15 protein-coding genes and 1 rRNA gene are annotated in these 16,987 nt (G+C 68.5%); 10 read left to right on the plus strand and 6 right to left on the minus strand.

The genetic code is table 11. The features are described 5' to 3' along the window. The first annotated feature begins 19 nt into the window (after positions 1 to 19). Genes cofE through AC1D2O_RS33315 form a run of 7 tightly spaced genes read left to right on the plus strand, consistent with a single transcriptional unit; the run spans position 20 to position 7,687 of the window. Positions 20 to 790, plus strand: a complete 771-nt coding sequence (cofE, locus tag AC1D2O_RS33285) for a coenzyme F420-0:L-glutamate ligase (RefSeq protein ID WP_478089796.1) — start codon at positions 20 to 22, stop codon at positions 788 to 790. Continuing rightward, a complete protein-coding gene (gene cofD / locus AC1D2O_RS33290) occupies positions 787 to 1,806 on the plus strand; it encodes a 2-phospho-L-lactate transferase (protein WP_478089795.1) in 1,020 nt (339 codons plus the stop codon). The genes cofE and cofD overlap by 4 nt, the downstream gene beginning before the upstream one ends. Continuing rightward, positions 1,806 to 2,540 carry a 2-phospho-L-lactate guanylyltransferase gene (cofC, locus tag AC1D2O_RS33295; RefSeq protein ID WP_478089794.1) on the plus strand — a complete coding sequence of 245 codons (735 nt, stop codon included), beginning with the start codon at positions 1,806 to 1,808 and terminating at the stop codon, positions 2,538 to 2,540. Before cofD ends, cofC begins: the two co-directional genes overlap by 1 nt. Further along, positions 2,537 to 4,975, plus strand: a complete 2,439-nt coding sequence (gene cofH, locus AC1D2O_RS33300; protein ID WP_478158597.1) for a 5-amino-6-(D-ribitylamino)uracil--L-tyrosine 4-hydroxyphenyl transferase CofH — start codon at positions 2,537 to 2,539, stop codon at positions 4,973 to 4,975. The genes cofC and cofH overlap by 4 nt, the downstream gene beginning before the upstream one ends. A gap of 29 nt (positions 4,976 to 5,004) precedes the next feature. Further along, positions 5,005 to 5,754, plus strand: a complete 750-nt coding sequence (gene can / locus AC1D2O_RS33305; RefSeq protein WP_478089792.1) for a carbonate dehydratase — start codon at positions 5,005 to 5,007, stop codon at positions 5,752 to 5,754. After that, positions 5,744 to 6,400: a nitroreductase family protein gene (locus AC1D2O_RS33310; RefSeq protein WP_478158598.1), complete on the plus strand. Its 657-nt coding sequence runs from the start codon at positions 5,744 to 5,746 to the stop codon at positions 6,398 to 6,400. The genes can and AC1D2O_RS33310 overlap by 11 nt, the downstream gene beginning before the upstream one ends. 45 nt (positions 6,401 to 6,445) lie before the next feature. Then, a complete protein-coding gene (locus AC1D2O_RS33315; RefSeq protein WP_478158599.1) occupies positions 6,446 to 7,687 on the plus strand; it encodes a diaminopropionate ammonia-lyase in 1,242 nt (413 codons plus the stop codon). On the opposite strand, the gene lnt is transcribed toward AC1D2O_RS33315, so the two are convergent. The 4 genes from lnt to AC1D2O_RS33335 form a co-directional block, all read right to left on the minus strand. Further along, the gene (lnt, locus tag AC1D2O_RS33320; RefSeq protein ID WP_478093945.1) at positions 7,688 to 9,298 is read right to left on the minus strand and encodes an apolipoprotein N-acyltransferase; all 1,611 of its coding nucleotides are present in this window, start codon (positions 9,296 to 9,298) and stop codon (positions 7,688 to 7,690) included. Next, positions 9,295 to 10,173, minus strand: coding sequence for an HlyC/CorC family transporter (locus AC1D2O_RS33325; protein WP_478093947.1), 879 nt, complete (start codon positions 10,171 to 10,173; stop codon positions 9,295 to 9,297). Before AC1D2O_RS33325 ends, lnt begins: the two co-directional genes overlap by 4 nt. A 311-nt stretch (positions 10,174 to 10,484) precedes the next feature. Further along, positions 10,485 to 11,210 carry an N-acetyltransferase family protein gene (locus AC1D2O_RS33330; protein ID WP_478158600.1) on the minus strand — a complete coding sequence of 242 codons (726 nt, stop codon included), beginning with the start codon at positions 11,208 to 11,210 and terminating at the stop codon, positions 10,485 to 10,487. Positions 11,211 to 11,316: 106 nt separating this feature from the next. Next, complete coding sequence (locus AC1D2O_RS33335) at positions 11,317 to 11,790, minus strand: Lrp/AsnC family transcriptional regulator (protein ID WP_478158601.1); 474 nt, start codon at positions 11,788 to 11,790, stop codon at positions 11,317 to 11,319. Positions 11,791 to 11,942: 152 nt separating this feature from the next. Between AC1D2O_RS33335 and hppD the strand changes: the two genes are divergently transcribed. Next, entirely contained in the window at positions 11,943 to 13,070 is a 1,128-nt protein-coding gene (gene hppD / locus AC1D2O_RS33340) for a 4-hydroxyphenylpyruvate dioxygenase (RefSeq protein ID WP_478093104.1), read from the plus strand. A 35-nt stretch (positions 13,071 to 13,105) separates the two neighbouring features. On the opposite strand, the gene AC1D2O_RS33345 is transcribed toward hppD, so the two are convergent. Next, positions 13,106 to 13,990, minus strand: a complete 885-nt coding sequence (locus tag AC1D2O_RS33345; protein WP_478093107.1) for an esterase/lipase family protein — start codon at positions 13,988 to 13,990, stop codon at positions 13,106 to 13,108. A gap of 149 nt (positions 13,991 to 14,139) precedes the next feature. Between AC1D2O_RS33345 and AC1D2O_RS33350 the strand changes: the two genes are divergently transcribed. Both AC1D2O_RS33350 and AC1D2O_RS33355 read left to right on the plus strand, forming a co-directional pair. Beyond that, positions 14,140 to 15,831 (plus strand): AMP-binding protein, encoded by a 1,692-nt coding sequence (locus tag AC1D2O_RS33350; protein WP_478093109.1) that lies wholly within the window; start codon positions 14,140 to 14,142, stop codon positions 15,829 to 15,831. Continuing rightward, on the plus strand, positions 15,825 to 16,751 hold the full coding sequence (locus tag AC1D2O_RS33355; RefSeq protein ID WP_478093111.1) for an MBL fold metallo-hydrolase: 927 nt from the start codon (positions 15,825 to 15,827) through the stop codon (positions 16,749 to 16,751). Before AC1D2O_RS33350 ends, AC1D2O_RS33355 begins: the two co-directional genes overlap by 7 nt. Before the next feature lie 77 nt (positions 16,752 to 16,828). Here AC1D2O_RS33355 and rrf read toward each other — a convergent pair. After that, positions 16,829 to 16,941, minus strand: a 5S ribosomal RNA gene (rrf, locus tag AC1D2O_RS33360). Positions 16,942 to 16,987: the final 46 nt, after the last annotated feature.

The following is a 16,987-nucleotide window of genomic DNA, read 5'->3' on the forward strand; positions in this document are numbered from 1 at the left end:
GCAAGAGGAAGCATCCGAGATGCAAAGCGCAGCCGTCGCGCTCACCGCGCTGCCGGACTTCCCGCTGGTGGCGCCGGGTGACGACCTCGCCGGCCTGATGGCCGACAGCCTGCGGCGCGCCGCCATCGCACCGCAGCAGGCCGACGTGCTGGTGCTGGCCCAGAAGATCGTCTCGAAGGCCGAGGGCCGCTACGTCAGCCTGCGCGACATCGTGCCCTCGCGCCGGGCCATCGGGCTGGCGGCCGAGACCGGCAAGGACGCGCGCATGGTCGAGCTCATCCTCTCCGAGAGCCGTGCCGTCGTGAAGTACTGCCCCGGCGTCCTGATCGTCGAGCACCGGCTGGGCCTGGTGATGGCCAACGCCGGCATCGACCAGTCCAACATCGATCACCCCGACGGCGACGAACGCGCGCTGCTGCTGCCGGCCGACCCCGATGCCAGCTGCGAACGACTGAAGGCGCAACTCGACGCCGCCTTCGGCGTCGAGCTCGCAGTGGTTGTCAACGACAGCTTCGGCCGACCGTGGCGCCGGGGCGTGACCGGCGTGGCGATCGGCGCCGCCGGCCTGCCCGCACTGCTGGACATGGTCGGCGCGCCCGACCTGTTCGGCCGTGCCATGCGCGTGACCGAGATCGCGCTGGCCGACGAGATCGCCGCTGCCGCCTCGCTGGTCATGGGCCAGACCGACGCCGGCCGGCCCGTCGTGCACCTTCGCGGCCTGCGCTGGAGCGCACCTGCGCGACCCGCGGCCGAACTGCTGCGCCCCAAACACCAGGACATGTTCAGATGAGCGCCTCCTCCGTCCCGTCCTCTTCGTCCGCGCCGCTGTCGCAGCGCGGCCGCGTGGTGGCCTTGTGCGGCGGCGTCGGCGGCGCCAAGCTCGCGCTGGGCCTGGAAGACACGCTCGACGCGGGCCGCCTGACCGTCGCCGTGAACACCGGCGACGACTTCGACTTCCTCGGCCTGCGCATCTCGCCCGACCTCGACACGGTGCTCTACACCCTGGGCGGACTCAGCGACACGACGCGCGGCTGGGGCCGCGCCGACGAGAGCTGGAACTTCATGGCGGCACTCGCGCAATGGGGCGGCGAAGCCTGGTTCTCGCTCGGCGATCGCGACCTGGCCCTGCACGTGGAGCGCACGCGTCGACTGGGTGCCGGCGAGACGCTGACCGCCATCATGGGCGACATGGCGCGCCGCGCCGGCATCCGCGCCGAGCTCCTGCCCATGAGCGACGAAGCGGTTCGCACCATCGTCCACAGCACCGAGGGCGATCTGCCCTTCCAGCACTATTTCGTCAAGCATCGCTGCGCACCGGTCGTCACCTCGATCTCCTTCGACGGCGCCGACGATGCCTCGGCCAATCCGGCGCTGACGCGCGCGCTGGCCGATCCGCACTTGAGCGCGGTGGTGATCTGCCCGTCGAACCCCTTCCTGAGCATCGATCCGATCCTCGCGGTGCCCGGGGTGCGCGCGGCGCTGCGGCGCACGGCCGCGCCGATCGTCGTCGTCTCGCCGATCGTCGGCGGGCAGGCCGTGAAAGGACCGACGGCCAAGATCATGGGCGAACTCGGCCACCGCGTGAGCTCCGCCACCATCGCGGCGCACTACGCGGACTTGATCGACGGCCTGGTGATCGACGACAGCGACGCGGCCGACGCCGACGCGCTCGACATCCCGACGCACGTCACCCGCACGCTGATGCACGACGTCGACGACAAGCGCGCGCTGGCACGTGCGGTACTCGCCTTCGCGGACTCCCTCAGCCAGGAATCGGCCGCCGTGAGCGCGCGCCGGATCGCATGATGAACGCCTCGCTCCTGTGGGCCGTCATCCCGGTCAAGCGCTTCACCCGCGCCAAGCAACGCCTGGCGCCGCTGCTGGACGCGCATGAGCGTGCCGGACTGGCGCGCGCGATGTTCGAAGACGTGCTCCAGGTGCTGGCGGGCTGTCCCTTCGTGGCCGGCACGCTGGTCGTCACGCAGGACCCCGAGGCGGCGGCGATCGCACGCCGCGCCGGCGCCGAGGTGCTGGCCGACCCGCCCGAAGCCGGGCTCGCCGAGGCCCTGCGGCACGCGGCGCGCACCCTTTGCGCCGCGCGCTGCGCCGGCATGCTGGTGGTGCCGGCCGACCTGCCGCAGATCACCTCGGCCGACATCGAGCTGATCGCGCTCGGTCATCGGCGTTCGCCGGCCGTGACGCTGGTGGCCGCCAGCAGCGACGGCGGCACCAATGCGCTGGCCTGCTCGCCGCCCGACGCGATGCCGCTGCTCTTCGGCGAGGACAGCTTCCGGTGCCACCGGGACGCCGCGCTGGCGCTGGGCCTGGCGCCGAAGCTGTTGACCCTGCCGCGCTTCGGCCGCGACATCGACCGGCCCGACGATCTGCTCGCCTGCCTCGATGACCGGTCGAGCCTGCGCACCCACGCCTACCTGGCCGGCAGCGGCATCGCGCACCGGCTGCGCCAAACGCGTCCGCACATGCCCATCCGCACGGCGGCGCATCCGACCCACTCCACCCGAAGGGACCCGACTCCATGACCACGCCCATGCTTGCAGCCCACCACCCGATGTCGCGCGAAGAGGCCTACCAGCTGGTGGACATGGGGCTGGACCTGCTGATGCCGGCCGCCGCCGCGCGCCGCGATGCGGCGCATGGCATGGTCGTCAGCTATTCGCGCAAGGTCTTCATTCCGCTGACCCAGCTGTGCCGCGACGTCTGCCACTACTGCACCTTCGCCCATGCACCGCGCAAGGGCGAGGCCGCCTACCTGTCGATCGAGAAGGTGCTGGAGATCGCCCGCGCGGGCGCGGCGGCGAATTGCAAGGAAGCCCTCTTCACGCTCGGCGACAAGCCGGAACTGCGCTACCACGCGGCGAGCGACGCCCTGGCGGAGATGGGTTACGACAGCACGCTGGCGTACCTCGAGGCGGCCGCGCGCGCGGTCTACGACGAGACCGGCCTGCTGCCGCACCTGAACCCGGGCCTGCTCGAACTCGACGACCTGCGCCGGCTGCGCCAAGTGTCGATCTCGCAGGGCATCATGCTCGAGAGCAGCTCGGAGCGGCTCTGCGAGCGCGGCGGCCCGCACCACGGGTCGCCGGACAAGAAGCCGGCCGCGCGCCTGGAAACCATCCGCCTGGCCGGCGAAGCCGGCGTGCCCTTCACCACCGGCATCCTGATCGGCATCGGCGAGACGCGAACGGAGCGCATCGATGCCCTGCTGGCCCTGCGCGAGCTGCACGAGCGCTACGGCCACATCCAGGAAATCATCATCCAGAACTTCCGCCCCAAGGCGGGCACCCTGATGGTCAACGCGCCCATTCCCACGCTCGAGGACCATCTGTGGACCATCGCCGCGGCGCGCCTGATCTTCGATCCGTCGATGAACATCCAGGCGCCGCCGAACCTGCGCCCGGGCGCGCTGCGCCCGCTGGTCGATGCCGGCATCAACGACTGGGGCGGCGTGTCGCCCGTCACGCCGGACCACGTGAACCCCGAGGCGCCCTGGCCGCACCTGGACGCGCTGGCCAAGGCGACGAAGGCCGCCGGCAAGGAACTGACCGAGCGTCTCGCGCTCTACCCGGCGCATGCGCGCGAGCTCGAGCGCTGGGTAGACCCGGCATTTCGCACGCCGCTGCTGCATCGGCTGGACAGCGACGGTTTCCCGCGCACCGACAGCTGGTCGCCGGGCGCCCATGAAGCCCCTCCCGCGGCCGATCTGCAGCTGATCGCCACCCACGCTGCCCCCCGGCCCGGCGCGGAGGTCGAACGCATCCTGGCACGCGCCCAGGCCGGCGAAACGCTCGGCGAAGCCGAGATCGTGCGGCTCTTCCGTGCGCGCGGCGATGAGTTCACCGCCGTCTGCGCCGCTGCCGATGCCTTGCGCCGCCAGATGAACGGCGAGGTCGTGAGCTTCGTCGTCAACCGCAACATCAACTACACCAACATCTGCGCCTACCGCTGCCAGTTCTGCGCCTTCGCCAAGGGCAAGACCACCGAGGACCTGCGCGGCAAGCCCTACGACCTGCCGCTGGAGGAAATCCAGCGCCGCGTGCGCGAGGCCTGGGACCGCGGCGCCACCGAGGTCTGCATGCAGGGCGGCATCCACCCCGCCTACACCGGCGCCACCTACCTGGAGATCTGCCGGGCGGTCAAGGCCGAGGCGCCGGGCATGCACGTGCACGCCTTCTCGCCGCTCGAGGTATGGCAAGGCGCCAAGACACTGGGCCTTCCGCTGCGCGACTACCTGGCCCAGCTGAAGGACGCGGGCCTCGGCACGCTGCCGGGCACGGCCGCCGAGATCCTCGACGACGAGGTCCGGCAGGTGATCTGCCACGACAAGGTCGACACCGCGCAATGGCTCGAGGTGATGCGGACCGCGCACGGGCTGGGCCTGCGCAGCACCTCGACCATCATGTTCGGCCACATGGAGAAGTTCGAACACTGGGCGCGCCACCTGCTGCACCTGCGCGCGCTGCAGATCGAAACCGGTGGCATCACCGAGTTCGTGCCGCTGCCCTTCGTGCACATGGAGTCGCCGATCTACCGCAAGGGCAAGGCGCGGCGCGGGCCGTCGTTCCGCGAGACGGTGCTGATGCATGCGGTCGGCCGGCTGGCGCTGCATCCCGTGATTCCGAACATCCAGGCCTCCTGGGTCAAGCTCGGGGCCGAAGGCGTGAAGGCCTGCCTGCGCGCCGGCGTCAACGACATGGGCGGCACGCTGATGAACGAAACCATTTCGCGCGCTGCAGGCGCCTCGCACGGCCAGGAGATGACCGCGATGGACATGGAGGCGATGCTGCGTTCGATGGGCCGCGTTCCGCTGCAGCGCACCACCGCCTACGGCACGCCGCCGGCCGATGCCAAGGCCAGGGCGCGCGCCGTCACCACGCCGGTGTCGCCGGTGCGCATCGACTTCCGCAAGCGCGAGCCGGCCGTGGCGACGGCCACCCACGGCAGCTGCGCGGCCTGAGCCGCAGCCCCGCACGAGGCGAGTCGGACATGGGAACGCTGGCGCATCTTCTGCAGAACAACCGGGCCTGGTCGGACGAAGTCCGCTCGCGCGATCCGGGCTTCTTCGAGCGGCTGGCAGCCCAGCAGACGCCCGACTATTTCTGGGTCGGCTGCTCCGACAGCCGGGTGCCGGCCAACATCATCACCGACCTGCCGCCGGGCGAGGTCTTCGTGCACCGCAACGTCGGCAACATGGTCCAGCATTCGGACATGAACTGCCTGTCGGCGATGCAATTCGCCGTCGACGTGCTGGCGGTCAGGCACATCATCGTCTGCGGCCACTACGGCTGCAGCGGCGTCAAGGCGGTGCTGGCCGGCGACCGGCTCGGCCTGGTCGACAACTGGCTGGCGCCCATGCAGGCCATCCGCGACAAGTACGACGAGCGGCTCGCGCACTGCACCGGCGAGCGCGCGCGGCACGATCTGCTGTGCGAACTGAACGTCATCGAACAGGTCGCCAGCACCTGCCGCAGCACCGTGGTGCAAAGTGCCTGGGGCGCCGGCCAGCCACTGACGGTGCATGGCTGGATCTACGGCCTGGACGACGGCCGCATCCGCGACCTCGAGGTGTCGCAGCACACGCCGCAGCCGCGGGATGGCATCGATGCCGCTTGGGCGCGCAAGCTGCCGCCCGCCTGCGCGGCGCTGCTCACGGCGCGCGAGAAGGACATCGTCGAACGCGTGGCGATCCGCAACTCGTCGCCGGACTGCATGTGGGGCCAGGACTATGGAACCTGAACTCGGCATCGCCACGGTCGCCGCCGCGCTGCTCGGCAGCACGCGACTGCAATGGATGGCGCGCCGCTCGGTGCGGCGCTACCTTCCGAAGCCGATCCCGCCGGAGCTGGTCGACCAGCTGCTCGAAGCCGCCGCCACCGCGCCGTCGGCGCACAACCGGCAGCCCTGGCGCTTCGCCATCCTCGACACCAGCCGGCACAAGATCGCACTGGCCTGCGCCATGGGCGAACAGTTGCGCCAGGACCGGCGCGGCGACCGCGATCCCAACGCCGACATCGAGGCCGATGTCGCGCGCTCCTTCGCGCGCATCACGGGCGCGGCCACGGTGATCGTCGTCTGTCTCAGCATGGAGGACATGGACGTCTATCCCGATGCCGCGCGCAATCGAAAGGAGCACCAGATGGCGGTGCAGAGCACCGCGATGGCAGGCCAGAACCTGCTGCTGACCGCCCACGCTGCCGGCCTCGGAGCCTGCTGGCTGTGCGCACCGATGTTCTGCCCCGAGACCGTCCGTGGCGCGCTCGGGCTGCCCGGCCACTGGGAGCCGCAGGGCATGGTCACGCTCGGCTACCCGGCCGATGCGGGCAAGCCTTTCATGCGCAAACCGATGGCCGACGTCGCGATGCGCCTGCGCGACGCGCCCTGAACGCACGGCGCCTCCATTACGCTTATCTCTTCTAAAGGAAAACCCATGCTGGTCCACAACCGCTTCGCGACCCGAGCGCCGTACGGCGACGATCTGCGCGCCGTCATGAGCATCGCCCGCGCGCACGAGAGCCGCGAGTGGCTGTCGCACTGGCCCGAACTCACGCGCGAGGCGACGCCGCTCTTGTCGCTGGCCGGATTGGCGCGGTCGCTGGGCGTGGCGCGGATCGACCTCAAGGACGAATCGAAGCGGGCCTCGCTCGGCAGCTTCAAGGCGCTTGGCGCGCCGATCGCGCTGGTTCGCCTGATCCAGCGCCAATGGCCGCAGAAAAATTTCACCGCCAGGGACCTGTTCCTCGGCAGGCAGGCGCGGGAGCTGCAGGACTTCACCGTGATCAGCGCCACCGACGGCAACCACGGCCGTGCGCTGGCCGCGGCGGCGCACGACATCGGCTGCCGCTGCGTGATCGTGCTGCACAAGAACGTCAGCGTCGAGCGCGAGCGCTCGATCGCCTCGCACGGCGCCACCATCGTGCGCATCGCCGGCAACTACGACGCCTCGGTCGAGGAAGCGGCGCGCCTGGCTGCCGAGAACGGCTGGTTCGTCGTTTCCGACACCTCCTACGACGGCTACGAGGAGATTCCGCGCGACGTGATGCAGGGCTACGGCACCATCCCCGCAGAGATTCTCGAGCAGCGCGGCGCCGAAGCTAGCGACGGCTGCCCCTACACCCACGTGTTCCTGCAGGGCGGCGTGGGCGGCATGGCCGCGGGGGTCGCCAGCTACCTGTGGGAGCGGTACGGCGCGCGCCGGCCGACCTTCATCGTGGTCGAGCCGCAGCAGGCCGACTGCCTCTATCAAAGCGCGATCCGCGGCCAGGCCGCCAACGCCACGGGTTCGGTGGACTCGGTGATGGCCGGCCTCGCCTGCGGCGAGACCTCGCCGCTGGCGTGGCGCTTCCTGCAACCGTCGATGGACTTCTTCCTGACCATCGAGGACGACGAGGCGATCGAAGCCATGCGCACCCTCGCGGCCGGCAATGAAGCCGACATGCCGCTGGTCAGCGGCGAGTCGGGCGTGGCCGGCCTTGCCGGCCTGACGCACCTGGTGCGCGATATCGAGCTGCGCCGCCAGACCGGACTGGGCATCGACGCGAGCGTGCTGCTGCTGTCCACCGAAGGCGCCACCGCGCCGAGCGTCTACCAGCAATTGGTCGGCAGGGCGCCACAGCAGGTCTGGGCAGCCGGCGAGCAGCACCGCGAGGCCGGCCGGCTGGCCAGGACCTAGCTAGCCAAGGCGCCCTCGCTCCCCACTTGGCGCGGCGGCGGGCTGGCCTCCGCGGCGTCGCAGTGCCAGCGTCGCCACGACCACCGCCAGCGCCAGGCCCCACAGCGGCCAGAGCCCGAAGCGCGACACCCAGACCGCGTAGGGCGTGCGCCCGCCCCGGCCTTCCACCTCCGCCTTCAGCACGCCGCGCGTGAGCCGCGGCAGTTCGTGCGTCACCCGGCCGCGATGGTCGATGACCACGGTCGCCCCGGTATTGGTGGCGCGCACCATCGGCCGCTGGAACTCCAGCGCGCGCATGCGCGAGATCGCGAGGTGCTGGTCGATCGCGATCGAGTCGCCGAACCAGGCGATGTTGCTGACATTGAGCAGCACCGTGGGCGCATCGTCCACGCTGCGGAAGTTGGCACCGATCTCGTCGCCGAACAGATCCTCGTAGCAGATGTTCGGCGCGATGCGCTGGCCCTGCCAGGCAAAGGGCGCCTGCGCCAGCCCGCCGCTCGCGAAGTCGCCGAGCGGGATGTTCATCAGGTCGGTGAACCAGCGGAACAGCCCCGGGATGAATTCGCCGAAGGGAACCAGGTGGTGTTTCTCGTAGCGATAGGGCGTGCCCTCGCCGGGCCGGAAGCCGATCACCGCATTGCTGTAGGAACGGCCGTCGCCGACCGGCAGGCCGACGATTGCCGCCTGGCTGCCGCTCGCGTAGCGCGCCGCGATCGCATCCAGATAGCCCGGCGGCAGTTGCGAGGGCAGCAGGGGCAGCGCCGTCTCGGGCGTGATGACCAGTGATGCGCTCGCGTCGCGCAGCTGCTCGCCGTACCACTGCAGCGCAGTCGCGATGCCGCCGCCCGGGACGAACTTCTCGTCCTGCGGGATGTTCCCCTGCAGCAGTTCGATGCCGATGCGACCGCGCGATCGCGCAGCGTCGTCCGCGGGCGTGCCGCGTGCCAGGTCGATCAGCGCCGGCACGCAGAACAGCACCAGCGCCAGCCCCACGGGCAGCGCGAAGGCGCGCCCGCGCGCATGGCGGAAGGCCAGCGGCACCAGGGTCGCGATACCGGCGGCGATCGCCCCGATGCCGTAGACGCCCACCCACGGCGCATAGACCGCCAGCGGCCCGTCGACATGCGCATAACCGCCCGCGCCCCACGGGAAGCCCGTGAACCAGCTGCCGCGCAAGAGTTCGGCCAGCGTCCACAGCGCGGCGAAGAAAGCGGCCGAGCGCAAGGGGCTCGCCGGCGCGAAGGCCACGTACAGAGCGCAGCCGAGCGCATAGTAGAGCGAGAGCGCCGCGGCCAGCGCGAACACCGCCACCGCGGCCAGCGGTGCCGCCAGGCCGCCATAGGTGTGCATCGAGATGAAGAGCCACCAGAAGGTGCCGCAAAGCCATGCAGTAGCGAACACCCAGCCCAGGAACGCCGCGGCTCGCCATGGCCGCGGGCCGTCGACAGCGGCACGTTCGGCGGGACGCAGCGCGTCGAGCTGCCAGACCAGTGCGGCCAGCGACAGCAATTGAAGCCACCACAGCGGCTGGCCGTCCCAGGGCGCGGCGATCGAGACCGCCTGGGCCAGCCCCGCGAACCCGAAGCCCAGCGCGCGAACCGAGGTTTTCAATCGGCCGCGTCGTCGCCGCGCGCCGGCGAGACCTTGAACCAGCGCACCGCACCACCCTTGGTGTGCAGCACGACGAAATCGAAGGCGCCGATGGCGTAGTGTTCGCCGCGCTTGGGCACATGGCCCATCTCGTGCGCGATCAGGCCGCCGATGGTGTCGAACGCCTCGCTCAGCGCCTTGTCGTCGAAGCGGATGCCGAAGGCCTCGGCCACGCGCTCGATCGGTGTGTCGCCCGAGACCCGATAGGTATGATCCGCGAGGCCGAAGATATCGCCCTCGTCCTCGGCGATGTCGAACTCGTCCTCGATCTCGCCGACGATCTGCTCCAGCACATCCTCGATGGTGATCAGGCCCGCCACGCGGCCGAACTCGTCGATCACGATCGCCAGGTGGTTGCGGTTGCCGCGGAACTCGCGCAGCAAGTCGTTCAGCCCCTTGCTCTCGGGAACGAAGGTCGGCGGGCGCAGCAGCGCACGGATGTTCAGTCCCGGCGCGCGCTGCAGCTTGAGCAGGTCCTTCGCGAGCAGGATGCCGATGATGTTTTCCTTCTCGCCCTCAAAGACCGGAAAGCGCGAGTGGGCGGTGTCGATCACCAGGTGCAGCAAGGCGTCGTACGGCGCGTCGATGTTGACCAGGTCCATCCGCGGCGCCGCCACCATCACGTCGCCGGCGGTCATGTCGGCCATGCGCAGCACGCCTTCGAGCATGACGCGCGACTCGGCGCCGATCACGTCGTTGTCCTCGGCGTCGGCGAGGGTCTCGATCAGTTCGTCGCGGGAATCGGGCCCGGGATGGATGAATTCGGCGAGCTTCTGGAGAAAGCTGCGCTTGTCTTCGCGTTCGACGGGCGCGCGATCAGGGTGAGGGTCGGCCACTGCGGGAGGGCGGAGTTGGGGAACCGAGAGGATAACCCACCCCCGAAGCTTGCTCACTGCGTGTAGCAAGCCTCCCCCTCAAGGGGGCGCCCCCGACGGCCCGGCAAAGCCGGATCCGTGGCGGCCCACGATGACCGGCGCGCTGCGCGGCCGGACTTCAGGGCGGCGGCCAGTGGTCCACTACGCGATCGCGATCCATGAAACCGGCGCAGCCAAATGCCAGAGATACCGCGGAACCGGCTTCGCCGGGCCGCCGGTATCGCCCCCCTTGAGGGGGGAAGCGCCGCAGGCGCTTCGGGGGGTGTTTCTTTTCAGGCGGCGGATTTGTCTCGCGCGGCGCGCACGCCGCTGCGGATTTCCTGCAGTTCGCCCAGGAAGGACCAGAACTGCTTGGCGCGCGTCTTGAGCTGGTAGTCCACCTGCGCGAAGTGCTGCAGTGCGATCTCGCTCATGCGGCTGTCGAAGGTCGCAGCGGGCAGTTCGAGATGGGCTTCGGACTCGGAGCCACTGCGCACCACGGTGGCGCCGGCATTGCGCGCAATCTTCAGCATGGCGGCGTTTTCGCTCAGCGCATGGATGAACAACATGCCCACGCCCTCGTTGCGCGCCACGACCACCGCGCGCTCGAACAGGCGTGCGCCATAGCCGCGCCCGCGAGCGTGCACGGAGACCGAGACGCCGAACTCGGCGCAGTCCTGCTGCTGGTCGGCCGGCGCGAAAGCCAGGTGGGCCATCGCGATCAGGTCGAGCCGGCGGTTGTAGATGCCGAACAGTTCGTCGCGCTCGAAATCGAGCCCGTCGACGTAGCGTTGAATCTGCTCGTCGGAGGCCGCATAGCCGAAGCGCAGGTAGCGGTCGTGCGGGGGCAGGTCGAGCAGGTGTTGAGCGATGCGGTCGCGTTCACGCGGGCCGATCGAGCGGATCGGCACCATCACGGGATGCGGCGCGGCGGCGCGCGGTTGCGCCTCAACCACCGGCGCCTTCAGGAACGAGCCGACGCCGAGCGAGGCTATGAGGAGGGCCTTGGCGGTGAACATGCATCGAATATAAGGGTTTTCCCTAAACCTACAAGGGGGCGGGGATTGCCGGGCTCACCATTCGCGGACAAATGCCCAGCCGTCGACGATCTTTCGAATCAGGTTGTTACACCGGCACTGCGGTCGTCGCCTTGACCCGATCGAGCACGAAGCTGGTCTTGCAATCCTGGACGCTGGGGTGCTTGAGCAGGGTGTTCATGATGAACCGGCTGTAGTGCGCCATGTCGGCCACCACGACGCGCAGCAGATAGTCCATCTCCCCGGTCAATGCCGCGCATTCGACGACCTCGGGCCAAGTCTGCACGCTGGCGCGAAACAAGTCCATTGGATTTCGCTTATGGCTCTCGGTGAGCTTCTCGAGCCGCACGTTGAGGTAGGCCGTGAGCCCCAAACCCACCGCCTCGGGCTTGACCAGCGCGACGTAGCGGTCGATCACCCGGTTCTCCTCCAGCCGCTTGACCCGTCGCAGCACCGCGCTGGGCGACAGGCTGACCTGTTCGGCCAATTGGTCGTAGGTGGCGCGGCCATCGGACTGCAGCGTGCGCAGAATGTGGCGATCGATCTTGTCAAGTGCATCCATGCATTGAATTTTGCATGTTTCCTGCGTGAAATGGCGAATCGAGGCCCAACAACGCCGAAATCATGAGGGCTTGCGCTTTTACAGTTCCCCCATGGACGCCAGCCACCCCGCGGCGGCACACTGAATCCACCTCGCCCCCACGGAGAGCAAGAATGAGCACCACCGACACCCCCGCCTTCACACCCTGGGAGAACCCCATGGGCACCGACGGCTTCGAGTTCATCGAATACGCCGCGCCCGATCCGGCCGCCATGGGCCGCGTCTTCGAGCAGATGGGCTTCAAGCCGATCGCCAAGCACCGCCACAAGAACGTGCTGCTCTACCGCCAGGGCACGATCAACTTCATCATCAACTCCGAGCCCGACTCCTTCGCCCAGCGCTTCGCGCGCCAGCATGGCCCGAGCATCTGCGCGATCGCCTTTCGCGTGCAGGACGCCAAGGCGGCCTACGAGCGCGCGATCGGCCTCGGCGCCTGGGGTTTCGCCCCGGGCGCCGGCCCGGGCGAGCTCAACATCCCGGCCATCAAGGGCATCGGCGACAGCCTGATCTACTTCGTCGACCGCTGGCGCGGCAAGAACGGCGCAGCGCCCGGCGACATCGGCAACATCGGCTTCTATGACGTCGATTTCGAGGCGCTGCCCGGCCTCTCGGCGGTCGAGGCGCTGGCGCCCGAAGGCCACGGCCTCACCTATATCGACCACCTGACGCACAACGTGCACCGCGGCCGCCTGAAGGAATGGGCCGACTTCTACGAACGCCTTTTCAACTTCCGCGAGATCCGCTACTTCGACATCGAAGGCCAGGTCACGGGCGTCAAGAGCAAGGCCATGACCAGCCCCTGCGGCAAGATCCGCATCCCGATCAACGAGGAAGGCAACGAAAAGGCCGGGCAGATCCAGGAGTACCTGGACAGCTACCACGGCGAAGGGATCCAGCACATCGCCATGGGATCGCGTGACCTCGCGCACTCGGTCGACGCGCTGCGCGCCTCGGGCGTGAAGCTGCTCGACACCGTCGACACCTACTACGAGCTGATCGACAAGCGCATCCCGGGCCACGGCGAGAACGTGGCCGAGCTCAAGAAGCGCAAGATCCTGGTGGACGGCAAGAAGGGCGCGCTGCTGCTGCAGATCTTCAGCGAGAACCAGCTCGGTCCGATCTTCTTCGAGTTCATCCAGCGCAAGGGCGACGACGGGTTCGGCGAAGGCAATTTCAAGGCGTTGTTCGAGAGCATCGAGCTCGACCAGATCCGCCGCGGCGTGCTCGCCGCCGCGCAGTAGGTTGCCCGGCCCGCCTTCGATCGGAGGCGATGGCCTCAGCCGTCGAGCAGTGCGAGGGACTCCCGTCTGATCCGGTCGTCGAAGGCCATCTCCACATGCCCCCGCCCTGCGGCGAGCCGGTTGTCCGCGCCCGGCAGCGTGGCCACCGAGGCAGGAAAGACGATGTTGTCGCAGTTCGAATGCCAGCAGGTGAAAGGTACTTGCCGGGGGCTCGCCCGCTCGCAGTCGATCCGTTGCAGCCACTCGCCCCCCATGCGCATCTGCCGACCGTTGACGGTGCGACCGAAGCGCGCCAGCCAGGTGCCTCGGTGCGGGGTGCCGATGGTCAGGATGCGATGCACGCGCGCGCCATCGGCGTCGCGCAGCCAGGCGCGGGCCGCGAGCCCGCCCATGCTGTGGCAAATCAGGACCGGCGGCAGGCCTGTCGCCGCGGTCACGCGCACGATGGCGGCTTCGATGGTCTGCACATAGCGATCGATCGAACCGAAGACCGGCTCGAGGTCGACCGCCACGAAGGCGCGGTCGGCCGTGCGCAATTCGTGCAGCCACGGACTCCAGAACGCGCGATTGCCGACGAACCCATGGATCAGCACCGCCCCTCGGCGGCGCCCGTGCGGCAGATGATCGGGAATCGCGCGCCAGCGAAAGGGCTGGTACCAGCCGAACACGCGCGGCGCCGCCACGCATTCCGCCAGCCATGCCCTGAAGAATTGCCAGGTGCTCGCGCGGGGCAGGGGGTCGTGCGCGCCGATCCGATGGCTCAACGCGAACTCGAGCGCGAGGAAGAGCGCATGGGAACAGCTCAGCACCAGCAGCCCGGCGATCGCGGCCGCGGGCGACCGGTCCCACCAGAAGCCAGTCCACGCCAGCGCGAGGACCAGCCAACCGAATACCAACCACCGCTGAGCACGTGCAACCATGCACCGACTATCGCACGCGCGACAGGGCCGAACGCCACCTTGCGCCCCCGCGCTCCAGTCGCTTCGTGTCCTCGCTGCGCCGACCCTAGGACAAGCCCGCTGGCGGCAGCCCGTCGCTCGCTCCGACAATCCGCGCCAAAGGAAACCGAATGCAGACCTCAGTGCTTCAGAACTACCCGGCCGGCGTGCCACACGAAGTCCACCCCGAACAGTACCGCTCGCTGGGCCAGCTCTTCGACGAATCGTTCAAGCGCTATGCCGAGCGGCCGTTCTCGGTCTGCATGGAGCAATGGATGTCCTATGGCGAGCTCGACACGCTGTCGCGCGCGATGGGCGTCTGGCTGCAGTCCCTCGGGCTCGAGCCCGGTGCGCGCGTCGCGGTGATGCTTCCCAACGTGCCGCAGTTCGCGGTCACGATCTGCGGCGTGCTGCGCGCAGGCTACACCTGCGTCAACGTCAACCCGCTGTACACGGCACGCGAACTCGAGCACCAGCTCACAGACTCGGGCGCCACCGCGATCGTGATCCTCGAGAACTTCGCCTCCACGCTGGAGCAGGTGATCGATCGCACCACCATCAAGCACGTCGTCGTGACCGCGATGGGCGACCTGCTGGGCGGGCTCTACGGCGCCTGGATCACGGTGGCGGTGCGGCACCTCGCCAAGATGGTGCCGCCCTACAAGATCGCGCTGTCCGACGGCCGCACGGTCACGCCCTTCCCCAAGGCGATCGCCGCCGGCCGCGGCCGCGCGCTGGCGGCCGACCCGAGCACGCTCGACTCGATCGCCTTCCTGCAATACACAGGAGGCACCACCGGGCTCTCGAAGGGTGCGGTGCTCACGCATCGCAACATCGTGGCCGCGACGCTGCAGGCCGAGGCCTGGTTCACGCCGGCGCTCGGGCGTGCCGGCGACCTGTCCAAGGTCAACAGCATCGCCGCGTTGCCGCTGTATCACATCTTCGCCCTGACCTTGTGCCTGCTCGCGATCCGCCAGGGCTCGCATCTCACGCTGATCCCGAACCCGCGCGACACAGCCAAGTTCATCGCGGTGCTGAAGAAGCGGCCCTTCCACATGCTGCCGGCCGTGAACACCCTTTTCAACGCACTGCTGGTCCACCCCGAGTTCAAGACGCTCGATTTCTCGAAGCTGTTCGTCTCGCAGGCCGGCGGCATGGCGGCCTCCGAGGGCACCGCGCGCAAATGGGCCGAAGTCACCGGCTGTCCGATGATCGAGGGCTGGGGCATGAGCGAGACCTGCGCGATCGGCACCAACAATCCGGTGACCAACACCGCCTACACGGGCAACATCGGCCTGCCCTTGCCGAGCATCGAGATCGCGATCAAGGACGACGAAGGCCGGTCGCTGCCCGCGGGCGAGGCCGGCGAGCTCTGCATCAAGGGGCCGAACGTGATGGTCGGCTACTACAACCAGCCTGCCGAGACGGCGGCGGCGTTCACTGCCGATGGCTTCATGCGCACCGGCGATATCGCGGTGATGCAGGAGGATGGCTACAGCCGGATCGTGGATCGCAAGAAGGACATGATCATCGTCAGCGGCTTCAACGTCTACCCGAATGAACTCGAGAACGTGATCTCGCTGTGCCCCGGCGTGATCGAGTGCGCCGCAATCGGCGTTCCCGATGAGAAGCAGGGCGAGGCCATCAAGGTCTTCGTGGTCCGCAAGGACCCGGCGTTGACCGAGGAGTCCGTCATGCGCTACTGCCACGACCAGCTCACTGGCTACAAGCGGCCCAAGCAGATCGAATTCCGCGATGCGCTGCCGAAGACGAACGTCGGCAAGATCCTGCGGCGGCAATTGCGGCCGGGCGCAGCATCTTGACATCCGCCGAAGGCATTCCGACGCAACTCCAGGTCTTCGAGCGGGGCTGGCTGTCGGCCAACAACATCCTCTTCACGGGGCGGGATCAGACGGCCCTGGTCGACACCGGCTATGTGACCCACTCGGCGCAGACTGTGGCGCTGATCGAGAGCGCGCTGGGCGCGCGACCCCTCGACCATCTGCTGAACACGCACCTGCACAGCGACCACTGCGGCGGCAACACCGCCCTGCAGCGACGCTATCCGGCGGTCCGCTGCCTGATCCCGCCCGGCGAGGCCGCGTCGGTGCAGCGCTGGGACGAGGACGCCTTGAGTTTTCGCGCGACGGGCCAGTGCTGCGACCGCTTCCGCTTCGACGGCCTGCTCGAGCCCGGGCAGCAGATGCAGCTGGGCGACCTCGCCTGGGAAATTCATGCCGCCAAAGGCCATGATCCGCACTCGGTCATCCTCTTCGAACCGGCATCGAAGACCCTGATCTCCGCCGATGCACTCTGGGAGAACGGCTTCGGAGTAGTGTTTCCCGAACTGCTCGGCGAAGCGTCGTTCGAAGAGGTCGCCGCGACGCTGGACCTGATCGAGTCGCTCGGGCCGCTGCACGTGATTCCCGGGCACGGGAGCGTCTTTCATGACGCGCCGGGCGCCCTGCGAAAGGCCCGCAGCAGGCTCGACGGCTTTGCGCGCGACCCGGTCAAGCATGCGCGGCATGCGCTCAAGGTCTTGTTGAAGTTCAAGCTGCTCGAACTGCAGTCCGTCGGCCAGGCCGAATGGAACGCGTGGCTCGCGCAGACCCCCTATTTCGAGACGATCCGAGCGCGCTTTTTTGGCGCGCTCACACTGATTCCGCTAATGGCAGGCGTTGTGGATGAGCTCATCGCGGTCGGAGCTGCATCGGTAGAGGATTCGAGAATTCTGAATCGCTGAATCGCCGATTGATCGTCGGAAGGCGAAACGCAAAAAGCCCAGCCTTTTGAGGGGCTGGGCTATTTGGGGCTGTAAGAGCCTGACGATGACCTACTTTCACACGGGAACCCGCACTATCATCGGCGCTGAGTCGTTTCACTGTCCTGTTCGGGATGGGAAGGAGTGGGACCAACTCGCTATGGTCATCAGGCATAAAGGGTTGTCATGCTGACTGGGTCAGCACAACGAATTCATAG

It is taken from the genome of Variovorax sp. P1_G12, from assembly GCF_056405555.1.